Genomic DNA, 14814 nt, shown 5'->3' with positions numbered 1-14814 from the left:
TTCCGTCACGACGTCGTCATGGCCGGGCTTGTTCAGGGTTGTCCCGGCCATCCACGTCGTTCCGCACGTGGAGAACCACGTGGATGCCCGGGCCTTCGCCGCGCCGAAGCGGCTTCGGCCGCGCAGGCGGGACAAGCCCGGGCACGACGGAGCAACTCATCGGCGAGATGGCTCGTCGCGCCTAGCAGTCTCACTGTGCGATCGCCATGAGGTCGGTAGAGCAGGAAGCGGTCTGACCCTCAGCTGTCGACCTTGAGCGCGGCGATGAAGGCTTCCTGCGGGATGTCGACCTTGCCGAACTGCCGCATCTTCTTCTTGCCTTCCTTCTGCTTCTCGAGAAGCTTGCGCTTGCGGGTGATGTCGCCGCCGTAGCACTTCGCGGTGACGTCCTTGCGCAGCGCGCGCACCGTCTCGCGCGCGATCACCTTGCCGCCGATCGCCGCCTGGATCGGGATCTGGAACATGTGCGGTGGGATCAGGTCCTTCATCTTCTCGACCATGGCGCGGCCGCGGCCTTCGGCGCGGGTCCGGTGCACCAGCATCGACAGCGCGTCGACCGGCTCGTTGTTGACGAGGATCTGCATCTTCACGAGGTCGGCCGGCTTGTAGTCGGTCAGATGATAGTCGAACGAGGCGTAGCCTTTGGAGACCGATTTCAGCCGGTCGTAGAAGTCGAACACGACCTCGTTGAGCGGCAGGTCGTATTTGACCATGGCGCGGCTGCCCACATAGGTGAGCTCCTTCTGATTGCCGCGGCGGTCCTGGCAGAGCTTCAGCACGCTGCCGAGATATTCGTCGGGGGTCAGGATGGTGGCCTCGATCCACGGCTCCTGGATCTCGGCGATCTTGACCACGTCCGGCATGTCGACCGGGTTGTGGATCTCGATCTCCTCGCCGTCGGTCAGCTTCATCTTGTAGATGACCGAAGGTGCCGTCGCGATCAGGTTGAGATCGAACTCGCGGGACAGCCGCTCCTGGATGATCTCGAGGTGCAGCAGGCCGAGGAAGCCGCAGCGGAAGCCGAAGCCGAGCGCGGCGGAGGTCTCCATCTCGAACGAGAAGCTGGCGTCGTTGAGCCGGAGCTTGCCCATCGCCGCGCGGAGAGTCTCGAAGTCGTCGGCGTCGACCGGGAACAGGCCGCAGAACACGACGGGGATCGCCGGCTTGAAGCCCGGCAGCATCTCCGACACCGGCTTGCGGTCGTCGGTGATGGTGTCGCCGACGCGGGTGTCGGCGACTTCCTTGATCGCGGCGGTGATGAAGCCGACCTCGCCGGGGCCGAGCTCGTCGACCTGCTGCATCTTCGGGGTGAAGAAGCCGACACGCTCGACGTCATAGGCCGCGCCCGTGCCCATCATGCGGATGCGCTGGCCCTTCTTCATCACACCGTCGACGATGCGCACGAGCACGACGACGCCGAGATAGACGTCGTACCAGCTGTCGACCAGCAGCGCCTTCAGGGTCGCGTCGCGGTCGCCCTTCGGCGGCGGCAGGCGGGTGACGATGGCTTCCAGCACATCGGGAATGCCGAGGCCGGTCTTGGCCGAGATCATCACGGCGTCGGAGGCGTCGATGCCGATGACGTCCTCGATCTGCTGCTTGATCTTGTCCGGCTCGGCGGCCGGCAGGTCGATCTTGTTGAGGACCGGGACGATCTCGTGGTTGTTGTCGAGCGCCTGGTAGACGTTGGCGAGCGTCTGCGCCTCGACGCCCTGGCTGGCGTCGACCACCAGCAGCGAGCCCTCGCAGGCCGCCAGCGACCGCGACACTTCATAAGCGAAGTCGACGTGGCCGGGCGTGTCCATCAGGTTGAAGATGTAATCCTTGCCGTCCTTGGCGCGGTATTGCAGGCGCACGGTCTGCGCCTTGATGGTGATGCCGCGCTCGCGCTCGATGTCCATGGAATCGAGCACCTGCTCCTTGCCCGCCATCTCGCGGTCCGACAATCCGCCGGTCATCTGGATCAGGCGGTCGGCGAGCGTGGACTTTCCATGGTCGATATGGGCGACGATGGAGAAGTTGCGGATGTTGGGAATGGGGACGGTCGTCATGGGTCGCGCAAATAGCATCAAGGGCGCCTGACCAGCAACCATATTGCTGAATTTCCAGGGCCTTTCTTCACGCCAAGCTGATTCCCTGTGCGCCGAAAACAGGCTACCGAGGGCTGATGTCGAGTACCTCCCTGCCGCATCCGGCGGCCCGCCCGCGCCACCGCCTCGGACCGCAGCGTCTGGCCGCCTGGCTGGCCGCCCGCGCCACCGCGCCCGCGAGCTCGGTCTGGGCCGTCATCGCGTTTGCATTCGTCCACGCCGTGCTGTGGACGGCGATCCTGACCCGTCTGAAGGCGGCCCAGGACATCCACATGGATGTCGCCGAGGCCTATGCCTGGGGCAGCCGCTTCCTGCTCGGCTACGGCAAGCACCCGCCGCTGTCGGGCTGGATCGCCGGGCTGTGGTTCTCGGTGTTTCCGGTCAAGGATTGGGCGACCTATGCGCTGGCGATGGCGGTCAACGGCAGCGGCCTGGTCGTGATCTGGCTGGCAAGTCTCAAGGTGGTCGACCGTCGCCGGGCGTTCTTCGTCGTGGTGATGGTCGCGCTGTACCCGATCTTCAATTTCAAGGGTTTCAAATACAACCCCGACCTGCTGCAGCTCCTGACCTTGCCGCTGCTGATGCTGGCCTATCTGACCGCCTTCGAGAAGCGCAGCGTCGTGTCCGGCATCTGGCTCGGTCTCGCCGGCGCCGCCGCGATGATGACCAAATATTGGGTGCTGACGATGATCGGCGCCATCGGGCTGGCAGCGCTGCTGCATCCCGAGCGGCTGCGCTTCCTGGCCTCGCCGGCGCCCTGGGTCGGCATCGTCACGATGCTGGTCGCGATGATCCCGCATCTGGTGTGGCTGTGGCAGGTCCATTTCGTGCCGCTGACCTATGCGGGCGACGTCTATTCGCTGTCGGACCGCGGGCGGGCGGCCGAGCTCGTGCTCGGCTATGCCGGCCACAATCTCGCGCTGCTCGCGCTGCCGGTGGCGCTGGCGGCGCTGGTGCTGGCCTGGCCGCCGCGCTTTGCGTTCCACAACTGGCGGCGCGGGCCCAATCCCGGCGTCAATGTGGGACAGGCCATCAACGTCTGGTGGGTGCAGGCGATCGTCGCGGTCGGACCGCCGCTCGGCGGCCTCGCCTTCACCATCTACATGAAGACCGATTGGGGCATCTCGCTGTTCTTCCTGGTGCCGCTGGCCCTGGTGGCGATCCCCGCGCTGCGGCTGCGCCTGATCATGCTGCCGCGGCTCGCCGCCGTCTGGCTGGTGCTGTCGCTGCTCACCTTGGCCGCTTCGCCCTGGATCGCCCGGCGCGAAATGGCCGCCAATCCGAACGGCGTCACCGGCTATGGCGCGCGGTCGCAACTGGCGCAGCAGCTGACCCAGGCCTGGCACGCCCGATTCGGCACCGCCTGGCCGCATGTCGCCGGCTTCTCCGAGATGAACACGCCGATGACCTTCTACAGCCCGGACCACCCGCGGCCGTTCACGGTGCCCTATACGGCGGAGGAGACCTGGGGCTCGGGCCTGAGCACGCTGGACGACCTCAAGCGCGACGGCTTCATCGGCGTCTGCGACACCACCGACAACCGCATCGCGTCCTGCGAGGCCTGGATGGCCAAGCAGGCGCCCCACGCCGAGCCGCTGGTCATGACCACCCAGCGCTTCTTCCACGGCCTGGCGGGCCCTGCAATCGTTTGGAAGGTGTATATTCAGGGGCCGGGAAGGTAGCGAACCGCGGCGTCATTCCGGGGCGCCGCGTCAGCGGCGAACCCGGAATCCCGAGATTGTTTTGCGACGTCGTGCCTCAGCTCGAGATTCCGGGTTCGCGCTGCGCGCGCCCCGGAATGACGAGTTCGTGGTCACACGCCTTCTTCGTGGAACTTGTCGTTCACCAGGTCGGTGATCGCCTGCAGCGCGGCTTCGGCTTCGGGGCCTTTCGCCGACACCAGGATCTTCGTCCCGGGCGCGGCCGCCAGCATCATCAGGCCCATGATCGAGCGGCCGCCGACGGTCTCGCCGCCGCGGGTGACCCAGACCTCGGCCTGGAACTTCTCGACCATCTGGACGAACTTCGCCGAGGCCCGCGCATGCAGGCCGCGCTTGTTGGTGATCAGGAGCTCCCGCGACATCGCGTCGGCGGGCACGGCCGGCCCGGCGATATTGTCCTGCGGCGCGTCCTCGTCGCTCATTTTCCGGCAAGCACCCGGCTGGCGATGGTGACGTACTTCCGGCCCGCCTCCTGCGCCATCGCGATGGCGTCCGGCAGCGAGCGCTCCTCGCGCACCTTGGCGAGCTTGACCAGCATGGGCAGGTTGATGCCCGCGAGCACCTCGACCTTGGGCCGGCTCATGCAGGAGATCGCGAGGTTCGACGGCGTGCCGCCGAACATGTCGGTGAGGATGGCGACCCCGTCGCCGGTGTCCACACGGTTCACGGCTTCGATGATGTCGCTGCGACAGAGATCGGAATCATCGTCGGCGCCAATCGTGACCGCTTCGATTTGTTTTTGAGGACCCATGACGTGTTCGAGCGCCGCTCGGAACTCGTCGGCGAGGCGCCCATGGGTCACCAATACCAGGCCAATCATCGGATACTCCTCGCGGGCGCCTTGGGTGCACCGCACGAACGCGCCACTTTGACCATCCGGAGCCCCCGCGCAAGAGGGCACATTCGCGATTCTCCCGGATTCAGGCGCAGGGCAGGGGAGCTGGCGGCGGTCGATCGGGCGCCGATAGTGGGGGTGATATGGTTAGCAATTCGCTTCACACAATTGGCCGAAAGATTACCGGGTCATGAACTCTCGGTCGTGGTTAGCGCAGCCACAACCAGCGGCAGGGGCTCGTAGCCCTGCCCCACCGGTATCCGCGGCAATTCGATACCGTTTTCGCGCCAGCGTAGCGCATCGCGGGGCGGCAAACGCGCCGCATCGGCCGCCATCAAATCGACAATGAGACCGATCGGCGCCTCGGACACGTGGTCGCAGGCGCGGATGCCGAGGCCGCGAATCTCGATCAGACCGGCGAGCCGGGGGGCGGGGCTGACCCACATTTCTCCGCCGCGTGTGGCGAGATGAACACGGTCGTCGCCGACCAGAACGGCCGGCGGGATCTGCCCGGCGCGTCCGGCGAGAATCAGATCGAAGGCGAGCCGCGACTTGCCGGAGCCCGACGGGCCGCGGATCAGCACCGCATGGTTCCCGACCCGGACGGCGGAGGCATGGATGCTGGCGGTGCCGGCGTTCACGACGCCGGAAGCCGGACGATGAAGCGCGCGCCGGCGACCGTCGGATTGCCCTCGGCATCGACCGGGCCGGGCCGGTTCTCGGCCCAGATCCGTCCGCCATGGGCGTCGATGATCTGCTTGGAGATCGACAGGCCCAGGCCGGAATTCTGGCCAAATCCCTGGTGCGGGCGATCGGTGTAGAAGCGCTCGAAGATGCGCTGCAGGGCGTCCTCGCGGATGCCCGGGCCGTCATCGTCCACCATGATCTCGATCTCGGAGCGGACGCGCCGGCAGGTGATTCGAACCTTGCCGCCGGCCGCCGAGAACGATTGGGCGTTCGACAGCAGGTTGGAGATGACCTGGCCGAGCCGCGAATCATGGCCCGGCACCGAGAAGGTGTCGCTCGTGCCGCGACCCTCGAAGCGGACATCGACGGCAACGTCGGTGCCGTTCTTCTTGGTCTCGTTGGCGACCGAGGTCAGCGTGTTCAGGAGGCGCCGCAGGTCGACCAGCGTCATGTCCTGGCGCTGCAGCTCGGCATCGAGCCGGCTGGCGTCGGAAATGTCGGAGATCAGCCGGTCGAGCCGCTTGACGTCGTGCTCGATCACGGCGAGCAGGCGGGCGCGGCTGTTGTCGTTGCGCGCCAGCGGCAGGGTCTCGACCGCCGAGCGCAGCGAGGTGAGCGGGTTCTTCAGCTCGTGGGCGACGTCGGCGGCGAACATCTCGATCGCCTCGATGCGGTTGTAGAGCGCGTCTGTCATGTCGCGCAGCGCGCCGGAGAGATGGCCGATCTCGTCGCGGCGGCGGGTGAAATCGGGAATCTCGACGCGGGTCTTGATGCGGCGGCGGACCCGCTCGGCGCTGTCGGCCAGCCGGCGCACCGGACCCGCGATGGTGCTGGCGAGCAGCAGCGACAGCACGATCATGACGGCGGAGGCCACGCCGCCGACCTTCAGGATCGCGAGACGCTCGGCGGTGACCATCTGGTCGATGTCGTCGCCCTGCGTCGACAGCATCAGTGCGCCATGGATGGTGCGCGAGCGCTGCACCGAGACCGCGACCGAGACGATCACCTCGCCGCGCGAGTTCACCCGCACCATGCTGCGCTTCTGGCCCTTCAGCGCGTCCGACACCTCTTCGTAGCCGTTGCCGTTCTCGGGACCGTATTCGCGGTACAGCGGCAGGTCGCCGCGATTGAGCCAGGTGCGCACCGAGATCAGCGCGCGCTCGACGAAGCCCGGCTTCTCGCTCGACGGCGGCGGCAGGTCGAAGCGCAGCACATTCTCGAGATTGCGGCTGTCGAGCAGCAGCCCGCCATTGGGATCGTAGATGCGCGCCCGCGTCTTGGTCGGCGAGATCAACGTGCGCAGCACCGGCGCTACGCGCTCGGGATTGATCGGGAAGTCGAGCGGCGAATATTCGTCCGGGGCGCCGTAGCTCTCGCCCGGCTTGAGGTCGAGCAGCCGTTCGGGGTCGATGGTGATGGTGTTGGTCTGCACCGTCGCCGAGGCCGCGATGGCGCCGGCGATGATCTCCGCCTGGACCAGCAGGCTCTGCGCCCGCGCATCGATCAGGCCGGCGCGGAACTGCGACAGATAGAGAATGCTTGCAACCAGCGCGAGCAGGCCGGCAATGTTCAGCGAGACGATGCGCCGGGTCAGGCTCGAGAACGACAGCGCGAACAGGAACTGTCCGGCGCGGCGCAGCCAGCTCGCCGGACGCTGCCAGGCGGACACCTGCGGGGTGTCGTCCCCCACCTCGGAGGTGACGGACGCCTCGGTGTTCAGGCCCGGGTCAGGATGCGTGCGATCGAGCAATGTGAGTGCTCCGCTTCCGAATGTTGCAAGGCATGTGCGGCGCCGTCCTGATCGAACTTCACATTCGCCGCACGCAAGTCAGCCGCAACAAAGGCCCCGTTCCGGCATCTGCGCGCGAACAACCGCGCAGGCGTCGCAGTGTATCCAATCCCGTCTGCGACGTCAGCGCTCAAATTCGCATGACGCCGCCCCGCGGGAGTGTCAGGTTTCCTTGAAGCGATAGCCGACGCCGTAGAGGGTCTCGATCATCTCGAACTCCTCGTCGACCATCTTGAACTTCTTGCGCAGCCGCTTGATGTGGCTGTCGATGGTGCGGTCGTCGACATAGACCTGATCGTCATAGGCCGCGTCCATCAGCGCGTTGCGGCTCTTGACCACGCCCGGACGCTGCGCCAGCGCCTGCAGGATCAGGAACTCGGTGACCGTCAGCGTGACCGGCTCGTTCTTCCAGGTGCAGGTGTGACGCTCCGGATCCATGCGCAGCAGGCCGCGGTCCAGCGCCTTGGCGTCGTTCTCCTTCGGCAGCGCCGTCGGATCCTTCGGCTGCGAGCGGCGCAGCACGGCCTTGACGCGCTCGACCAGCAGGCGCTGCGAGAACGGTTTGCGGATGAAGTCGTCCGCCCCCATCTTGAGCCCGAACAGCTCGTCGATCTCCTCGTCCTTGGAGGTGAGGAAGATCACCGGCAGGTCGGACTTCTGACGCAGCCGCCGCAACGTCTCCATGCCGTCCATGCGCGGCATCTTGATGTCGAGGATGGCGAGGTCAGGCTGGCTGGTCCGAAAACCGTCGAGGGCCGACGCACCATCGGTGTAGGTCATGATCCGGTAACCCTCGGCCTCGAGCGCGATGGAGACGGATGTCAGAATGTTACGGTCGTCATCGACCAAGGCGATTGTGGGCATGAGCCTGCTTTCAGAGTCTGGTTACGCCGAGACTTCGAGAATCAAGATAAGGGCCGCGTATTTGGGCTTCGAACATGGTCAACGAGCAATGCAAGCTGGGCTGAAGTGTGACCGAGTTCCACAAATACCATGGCAAAGTCTTGTGTCGCGCCCTGGTTTGTGGCCCGTTTAGCCGAAAAAAGGCCTTCATTGCAACTGGATGGACGAGGGAAAGACGATGACCCCGAGCTTTAACCCTAACCACGTCACGCGGTCCCTGCTGCGCCGAAGCCGGCAGGGCGCGCTCGCAACCTTGATGGCGGGTTCGGGCGATCCGTACTGCTCCCTCGTGAACGTCGCCACCGCGCCGGATGGTGCTCCGACCATCCTGATCTCGCGATTGGCCGTGCACACCAAGAACATCCTCGCCGATTCGCGCGTCTCGCTGATGCTCGATGAACGCGCGCCCGGCGATCCGCTCGAAGGCGCGCGCATCATGCTGTCGGGACGGGCCGAGCAGGCAACTGATGAGAACAAGGACAGCCTGCGTCGTCGGTATCTCAATGCGCATCCGTCGGCCGCCGACTACGCCGATTTCGCCGACTTCTCGTTCTTCGTCATCCGTCCCGCAGGCACGCATCTCGTCGCCGGCTTCGGCCGCATCGTCGATCTCAAGCCGGAGCAGTTCCTCACCGATATATCAGACGCAGCCGATCTGCTGGCCGCGGAACAGGGCGCCGTCGATCACATGAACGAGGATCATCGCGACGCGCTCGGCCTCTACGCCACCAAGCTGCTGGGTGCCGAAGCCGCCGAGTGGCGCTGCTCCGGCTGCGATCCCGACGGACTCGACCTGATGGCCGACGGCAAGACGCTGCGGCTGGATTTCCCCGAGCGCGTCGCCACGCCGGGCGCCTTGCGCAAGATGCTGGTGCGGCTGGCCGATGAAGCGCGGGCGAAGAACTAATAGTTAGTCCCGTCGCGGGTCGTCGAATTGGATCCGCCGCATCTCGGACGGTGCGCTCCCTCTCCCGGTAAGAACGGGGCGAGGCAGCGCACTGTGCTCGCGGTGACGCCGAGGGAATGGTCGAAGCTCATCTTCGCCGCGCAGCTCTCCTGGGCCGGCGCGTTCGCTTGAACGCCCACCCGCGGCGCCGCGACCAAGTCTTCGTCCTTGGCGGAGATCTGACGATGCGTAACTGCAAGCGCTTGGCAATCGCGATCGGCGCCGCGCTGATCAGCAGTGCGCAGATCCAGCCAAGCCTCGCCCAGAAGACCGACCTCGCCGCCGAGAGCGGGCGCATCATCGCGCTCAGCCGCGCCGGCCAATACCGCGAGGCGCTGCCGCTGGCGCAGGCGATGGTGGCGCGGCTCGAGACCACGACCAACAAGCGCGACCTCGCGGCGGCCCTCACCAATCTCGGCCAGGTGCTCGCCTCGCTCGGCCGCGATGCCGAGGCCGAGCCGGTCGACAAGCGCGCAATATCGCTCTACGAGGCCGCGCTCGGGCTCGACAGCGTCGAGATCGCGCCCGCCCTGAACAATCTCGCGGCGCTGTATCAGCGCCAGCAGCGCTATGCCGAAGCCGAGCCGCTGTTCGTCCGGGCGCTGGCGATCCGCGAGAAGGCGCTCGGGGGCGGTCATCCCGATGTCGGCCAGGCGCTCAACAATCTGGCGACGCTGTACGAGCGCCAGGAGCGGCACCGTGAGGCCGAGCCGCTGTTCAAGCGCGCGCTCGTGATCTATCGCAAGGCCGCCGGCGCCGACAGCGCGCCGGTCGCGACCCTGCTCAACAATCTCGGCCAGCTCACCAAGAGCGACGGACGTTTCGACGAAGCCGAGCCGCTGATCCGGCAATCGCTCGCCATCCGCGAGAAGCTGCTCGGCGCCGACCATCCCGACGTCGCGCGCTCGCTGAACAATCTCGCCGATCTGAAGCAGCGTCAGCAGCGCTACGAGGACGCCGAGCCGTTGTTCGTTCGCGCGCGGGCGATCCGCGAGCGGGCACTCGGTCCCGACCATCCGGATGCGGTCGTGGCGATGAACAATCTCGCCGGACTGTACCTCGCCGCCGGCCGCAACGCCGACGCCTTGCTGCTGGTCGACCGTGCCGTTCAGCGCGGGCAGGCGCAGCCGAAGGTGGCGCTGCCGGTGCTGTTTGCGGCCGCGCGCGATGGCGGCATGCCGGCAGGGCCGGCGTTCGATGCCGCCATCGACGTCATCCAGCGCAGCGCGCAGTCGCAGGCCGCCGCGGCCGTGGACAAGCTCGCGGTGCGGCTCGCCGCCGGCAATGACCGGCTCGCAGAGCTGGTGCGCAAGGACCAGGACCTCGCGGCGGCGAATGACGCGCTCGACAAGGGACTGATCGCCGCGGTGTCGCGCCCCGCGGGCCAGCGCGATCTGGCCGCCGAGGCGCGCGACAAGACGCGGCTCGCGGCCGTCATCGCCGAGCGCGCCAGCCTGCGCGCGATGCTGGCGAAGGAGTTTCCGGACTATGCGGCGCTGTCGAATCCACTGCCGCTGAAGCTCCGCGAAATCCAGCCGCTGCTGGCCGAGGACGAGGCGCTGGTCGCGTTCGCGCTCGTCGACGACGCCTCGTTCGTGCTCGCCATCACGCGCGACCGGTTCGACTGGCAGCAGATCCCTGTCGGCGGCGACGCGCTGGCGCGGCGCGTCATGCGCTTTCGCCGCGGGCTTGCACCCGGTGCGTCCCAGGACGGCGGGGACGGCGCCCGCGCGTTCCATCTCGACGTCGCGCATGAACTGTACACAGCGCTGCTGGGGCCGGTCGAAGCTCTCATCAAGGACAAGCGGAGCCTGCTGATCGTGCCGGCGGGCCCGCTGACCGCGCTGCCGTTTCATCTGCTGGTGACCGCGCCGCCTGCGGAGCCGGTGCCCGCGACCGCTGCCGGGTACCGCGATGCCGCCTGGCTGCTGCGGCGGCACGCCATCGCTGTGCTGCCGTCGCTCGGCAGCCTCAAGGCGCTGCGCGGCGCGCCACGGGTCGATCGCGGCGGCAAGCCGATGGTCGGCTTCGGTGATCCCGTCTTCGATCCCGCGCTCGCCGCGGGGCCGCGCCGAACCGCGACACAGCAAGCCTCGCGCAGCGTCGCGACCCTGGCCTATACCGATTTCTGGCGCGGTGCCGGCGTCGACCGCGGCCAGCTTGCGCGCGCGCTCGCTCAACTGCCCGATACCGCCGACGAGCTGAACGCCGTCGCGAGCGATCTCGGTGCGCCGGCGTCGGACCTGCATGTCGGCGTCGACGCGAGCGAAACGACGGTCAAGCGCGCGCCGCTCGCGGACTACCGCATCGTCTATTTCGCCACCCACGGTCTGGTCGCAGGCGATGTCAAAGGTCTCGCCGAACCGTCGCTGGCGCTCAGCATTCCCGCGTCGCCGTCGGCGCTCGACGATGGATTGCTCACGGCCAGCGAGGTGGCGCAGCTCAAGCTCAATGCCGATTTTGTCGTGCTGTCGGCCTGTAACACCATTGCCGGCGACAAGCCTGGCGCGGAGGCGCTCTCCGGCCTCGCGCGCGCGTTCATCTATGCCGGTGCGCGGGCCCTGCTGGTGACGCATTGGGCGGTCGACTCGGCGGCGGCAACGCGGCTCATGACCGATACGTTCCGCCGGCTGAAAGAGCATCCGACGATGGGACGCAGCGAAGCCGTGCGTCAGGCCATGCTGGCGCTCCTCGATGATCAATCTTCGCCTGACAGCGCGTATCCTTCGGTTTGGGCGCCATTCGTGCTGCTCGGCGAAACCGAAATGCGCTGATGCTTTTGTTGCGTTGCAGCATGTCGCGGCGCGCCGAAGTCTGCTGCTGGGATGAGCAGCGCCGCGCGAAAAATGAGCTACGTGCATCAAGCTGTTGGCAATAACCAATTCGACCGGATCGTCTTGGCAAGACCAGCGTTGATCAGTATTAGGTCGGCGACCGCGCTTGGACAGGCGATGTAAACGGTAACGGTCACCGCGCGCTGCGCCACGAATTTCGCGCAACTGATGCGGGCTCTCAGGAGGGATCTTCGTGCAAGAAACGGGTATTCGCAACGGTGCCTTCGGTGCCGACAAGTTCGGCTTAAAGAATCTCAAGCAGGTGCATTGGAATCTCGGCGCGCCCCAGCTCTATCAGTATTCGCTGGCGGCCGGTGAGGCCACGCTGTCTGCCGACGGAGCGCTGTGCGCGGATACGGGCGAATTCACCGGTCGCAGCCCGAAGGACAAGTTCACGGTGCGCGATGCCTCCACCGAGAAGATGTGGTGGGCCGGCAACCAGTCGATCACGCCGGAGCAGTTCGAGGCGCTGTATCAGGATTTCATCAAGCACGCCGAAGGCAAGACCCTGTTCGCGCAGGATCTCTATGGCGGCGCCGATCCCGCCTTCCGCATCAAGACGCGCGTGTTCACCGAACTTGCCTGGCACTCGCTGTTCATCCGCACGCTTCTAATCCGCCCCGAGACGATCGAGCTCGACACCTTCGTGCCGGAGCTGACGATCATCGACATGCCGAGCTTCCGCGCCGATCCGATGCGGCACGGCGTGCGCTCGCAGAACGTGGTCGCGATCGATTTCGCCCGCAAGATCGTGCTGATCGGCGGGTCGTATTATGCCGGCGAGATGAAGAAGAGCGTGTTCACCACGCTCAACTACTACCTGCCCGCGCGCGGCGTGATGCCGATGCACTGCTCGGCCAATGTCGGCCCGCACGGCGACACCGCGATCTTCTTCGGCCTGTCCGGCACCGGCAAGACGACGCTGTCGGCCGATCCGAACCGCACCTTGATCGGCGACGACGAGCACGGCTGGGGTCCGTCCGGCGTGTTCAACTTCGAGGGCGGCTGCTACGCCAAGTGCATCAAGCTCTCGCAGGAGGCCGAGCCGCAGATCTTCGCCGCGTCGAACCGTTTTGGCGCGGTGCTCGAGAACGTGGTGCTCGACGAGGACAGCCGCGTTCCGGATTTCGACGACGGCTCGAAGACCGAGAACACCCGTTCGGCCTATCCGCTTGACTACATCCCGAACGCCTCGCGCACCGGCCGCGCGCCGCATCCGAAGAACGTGGTGATGCTCGCCGCCGATGCCTTCGGCGTGCTGCCGCCGATCGCCAAGCTGTCACCGGCGCAGGCGATGTATCACTTCCTGTCCGGCTACACCGCCAAGGTCGCCGGCACCGAGCGCGGCCTGGGCTCCGAGCCGCAGCCGGAGTTCTCGACCTGCTTCGGCTCGCCGTTCCTGCCGCTCGACCCCTCGGTGTACGGCAACATGCTGCGGCAGCTGATCGCCGACCACAATGTCGACTGCTGGCTGGTCAACACCGGCTGGACCGGCGGCAAGTACGGCACCGGCTCGCGCATGCCGATCAAGGTGACGCGCGCGCTGCTGACGGCCGCGCTCGACGGCTCGCTTCGCAATGTCGAGTTCCGCACCGACAAATATTTCGGCTTCGCGGTGCCGACCGCGCTGCCGGGCGTGCCGAGCGAGATCCTCGATCCGGTCAACACCTGGAAGGACAAGGCCGAGTTCGACAAGACCGCGCGCGCTCTGGTCGGCATGTTCCAGAAGAACTTCGCCAAGTTCGAAGCCCAGGTCGACGCCGACGTCCGCGCCGCCGCCCCGGACGTCAAGCTGGCGGCAGAGTAGGGCTCTGCAAGCTCAAAGGATCAGCCGCTCTGCGGCTGACCCTTTGTCTCTGCGCCAAAGCGCGGATAGGCCGAGGTCGCGCAAAACCCACCGCTGTCGTCCCGGCCTTGAGCCGGGACCCATAACCACAGGACTGCGTGGTTGAAACGGGACGGCGGCTCCAGCGTTCGCAAAACTCCGGACGGTGGTTATGGGTCCCGGCTCGGAGGCCGGGACGACATCCTTTGCTGAGCGCCGTCTCGGGCTTTCACGCCTTGAAATACGCGATCTGCGTCGTCGTCGCGAGCAGGCGGCCGGACGGCGACCACAGCTCGCCATGCTGGTCCTGATAGCTGCGGTTGAACACCTTGGCATCCGCCGTGGCCAGCACGTGGGTGATGTCCTCGGCCGCCAGCTCCTCGCGGCTGACGTGGAAATAGGTCGTCAGCGACACCGTGCCGAACGGGATCAGTTCGCCGCGGACATGGAACGCGCGGCCGAAGAACGCGTCCGACATCGACAGCAGCGACAAACAATCCAGCTTGCGCGGCTTGCGGTCGGAGATCCATAGCCGCGAGTAGGCGCTGCGCGGCTCGTACGAGCGGCTGCCGAAGTCCGGACGTCCTTCCACGAAGCGGAAGTCGTATTGTTTCGTCCAGGACATTCCGGCATCGGGATAGCGCTTGACCTGATCGAATGGCGGCGCGTCCGGCTTGGCCGCCGGCTGGTGCGACCAGGACGGCCGCCGCTCGGCGAAGACGGCGGTCGCCAGCGTCGCCGCATCCGCATCACCCTGGCTCAGCTCGACGCACCAATGCTGCGACGAGCGGTTGGCCTTCACCAGCCGCACGTCGAGATCGAACGGCCCCTCCGCAATCGGCGCGCAATAGTTGACCGTCACCGCCAGCGGATCGCCCATGATCTGCGGATGCTCGATCAGCGCGCGCAGCACGGTCGCCGCGGTGACACCGCCGAACGGACCGACGAAGGCCCAGTAGTCCGGGCTGGTCCGCCCCTCCCAGCGGCTGTCGCCGGCCGTGATGCGGGTGGCTTCGTCGAACAGATGAATCGGTGGCGTGTCGGTCATGCGCTTCTCCTGACGATCATCGTATGATGACCGTCAGGTCAGATGCAATTCGGCCAGACTCGCAATGACGTCACAGGTCATTGATGGGAGTGGAGCGACGACTTGCGCCGATAGCAGCCGCGAGCGGACCTGCCGG

At 66.6% G+C, this 14814-nt stretch carries 11 protein-coding genes; 4 read left to right on the top strand and 7 right to left on the bottom strand.

Annotation, left to right across the window (positions count from 1 at the left end):
- Positions 1-239: 239 nt before the first annotated feature.
- A complete protein-coding gene (gene lepA, locus BRAS3809_RS12810) occupies positions 240-2051 on the bottom strand; it encodes a translation elongation factor 4 (RefSeq protein WP_035656214.1) in 1812 nt (603 codons plus the stop codon).
- A 116-nt stretch (positions 2052-2167) separates the two neighbouring features.
- Between lepA and BRAS3809_RS12805 the strand changes: the two genes are divergently transcribed.
- Positions 2168-3772, top strand: coding sequence for a glycosyltransferase family 39 protein (locus tag BRAS3809_RS12805; RefSeq protein WP_008962518.1), 1605 nt, complete (start codon positions 2168-2170; stop codon positions 3770-3772).
- A 131-nt stretch (positions 3773-3903) separates the two neighbouring features.
- Here the strand turns inward: BRAS3809_RS12805 and BRAS3809_RS12800 are convergent, their stop codons facing one another.
- The 5 genes from BRAS3809_RS12800 to BRAS3809_RS12780 form a co-directional block, all read right to left on the bottom strand.
- On the bottom strand, positions 3904-4233 hold the full coding sequence (locus BRAS3809_RS12800; RefSeq protein WP_008962517.1) for an HPr family phosphocarrier protein: 330 nt from the start codon (positions 4231-4233) through the stop codon (positions 3904-3906).
- The gene (locus tag BRAS3809_RS12795; protein WP_006611446.1) at positions 4230-4631 is read right to left on the bottom strand and encodes a PTS sugar transporter subunit IIA; all 402 of its coding nucleotides are present in this window, start codon (positions 4629-4631) and stop codon (positions 4230-4232) included. The genes BRAS3809_RS12800 and BRAS3809_RS12795 overlap by 4 nt, the downstream gene beginning before the upstream one ends.
- A gap of 203 nt (positions 4632-4834) precedes the next feature.
- Positions 4835-5287, bottom strand: a complete 453-nt coding sequence (locus tag BRAS3809_RS12790; RefSeq protein ID WP_008962515.1) for an HPr kinase/phosphorylase — start codon at positions 5285-5287, stop codon at positions 4835-4837.
- Positions 5284-7083, bottom strand: a complete 1800-nt coding sequence (locus BRAS3809_RS12785; RefSeq protein ID WP_008962514.1) for a sensor histidine kinase — start codon at positions 7081-7083, stop codon at positions 5284-5286. Before BRAS3809_RS12785 ends, BRAS3809_RS12790 begins: the two co-directional genes overlap by 4 nt.
- A gap of 201 nt (positions 7084-7284) precedes the next feature.
- Complete coding sequence (locus tag BRAS3809_RS12780; RefSeq protein WP_006611449.1) at positions 7285-7986, bottom strand: response regulator transcription factor; 702 nt, start codon at positions 7984-7986, stop codon at positions 7285-7287.
- A 217-nt stretch (positions 7987-8203) separates the two neighbouring features.
- Here BRAS3809_RS12780 and BRAS3809_RS12775 point away from each other — a divergent pair, with 217 nt between their 5' ends.
- From BRAS3809_RS12775 to BRAS3809_RS12765, 3 genes are all read left to right on the top strand, one after another.
- Positions 8204-8932 carry a HugZ family pyridoxamine 5'-phosphate oxidase gene (locus BRAS3809_RS12775; RefSeq protein WP_008962512.1) on the top strand — a complete coding sequence of 243 codons (729 nt, stop codon included), beginning with the start codon at positions 8204-8206 and terminating at the stop codon, positions 8930-8932.
- A gap of 224 nt (positions 8933-9156) precedes the next feature.
- Positions 9157-11745, top strand: coding sequence for a CHAT domain-containing tetratricopeptide repeat protein (locus tag BRAS3809_RS12770; protein ID WP_008962511.1), 2589 nt, complete (start codon positions 9157-9159; stop codon positions 11743-11745).
- A 253-nt stretch (positions 11746-11998) separates the two neighbouring features.
- Positions 11999-13612 carry a phosphoenolpyruvate carboxykinase gene (locus BRAS3809_RS12765; protein WP_008962510.1) on the top strand — a complete coding sequence of 538 codons (1614 nt, stop codon included), beginning with the start codon at positions 11999-12001 and terminating at the stop codon, positions 13610-13612.
- 247 nt (positions 13613-13859) lie between these two features.
- Here BRAS3809_RS12765 and BRAS3809_RS12760 read toward each other — a convergent pair whose 3' ends face one another.
- Positions 13860-14678 (bottom strand): acyl-CoA thioesterase, encoded by an 819-nt coding sequence (locus tag BRAS3809_RS12760; RefSeq protein WP_008962509.1) that lies wholly within the window; start codon positions 14676-14678, stop codon positions 13860-13862.
- Between the last annotated feature and the right edge of the window lie 136 nt (positions 14679-14814).

This window comes from Bradyrhizobium sp. STM 3809 (genome assembly GCF_000239795.1).
In the GTDB taxonomy this organism is placed as follows: Bacteria; Pseudomonadota; Alphaproteobacteria; order Rhizobiales; family Xanthobacteraceae; genus Bradyrhizobium.
Note: the sequence above shows the minus strand (reverse complement) of the source record. Positions and strands in the feature narration are given on the sequence as shown.

Excerpts from the sequence above, each read along its gene's own strand:
- BRAS3809_RS12800 (WP_008962517.1), bottom strand. The coding sequence starts at position 4,233 with ATGAGCGACGAGGACGCGCCGCAGGACAATATCGCCGGGCCGGCCGTG.
- BRAS3809_RS12775 (WP_008962512.1), top strand. The coding sequence starts at position 8,204 with ATGACCCCGAGCTTTAACCCTAACCACGTCACGCGGTCCCTGCTGCGC.
- BRAS3809_RS12795 (WP_006611446.1), bottom strand. The coding sequence starts at position 4,631 with ATGATTGGCCTGGTATTGGTGACCCATGGGCGCCTCGCCGACGAGTTC.
- BRAS3809_RS12805 (WP_008962518.1), top strand. The coding sequence starts at position 2,168 with ATGTCGAGTACCTCCCTGCCGCATCCGGCGGCCCGCCCGCGCCACCGC.
- BRAS3809_RS12760 (WP_008962509.1), bottom strand. The coding sequence starts at position 14,678 with ATGACCGACACGCCACCGATTCATCTGTTCGACGAAGCCACCCGCATC.
- BRAS3809_RS12780 (WP_006611449.1), bottom strand. The coding sequence starts at position 7,986 with ATGCCCACAATCGCCTTGGTCGATGACGACCGTAACATTCTGACATCC.
- lepA (WP_035656214.1), bottom strand. The coding sequence starts at position 2,051 with ATGACGACCGTCCCCATTCCCAACATCCGCAACTTCTCCATCGTCGCC.
- BRAS3809_RS12770 (WP_008962511.1), top strand. The coding sequence starts at position 9,157 with ATGCGTAACTGCAAGCGCTTGGCAATCGCGATCGGCGCCGCGCTGATC.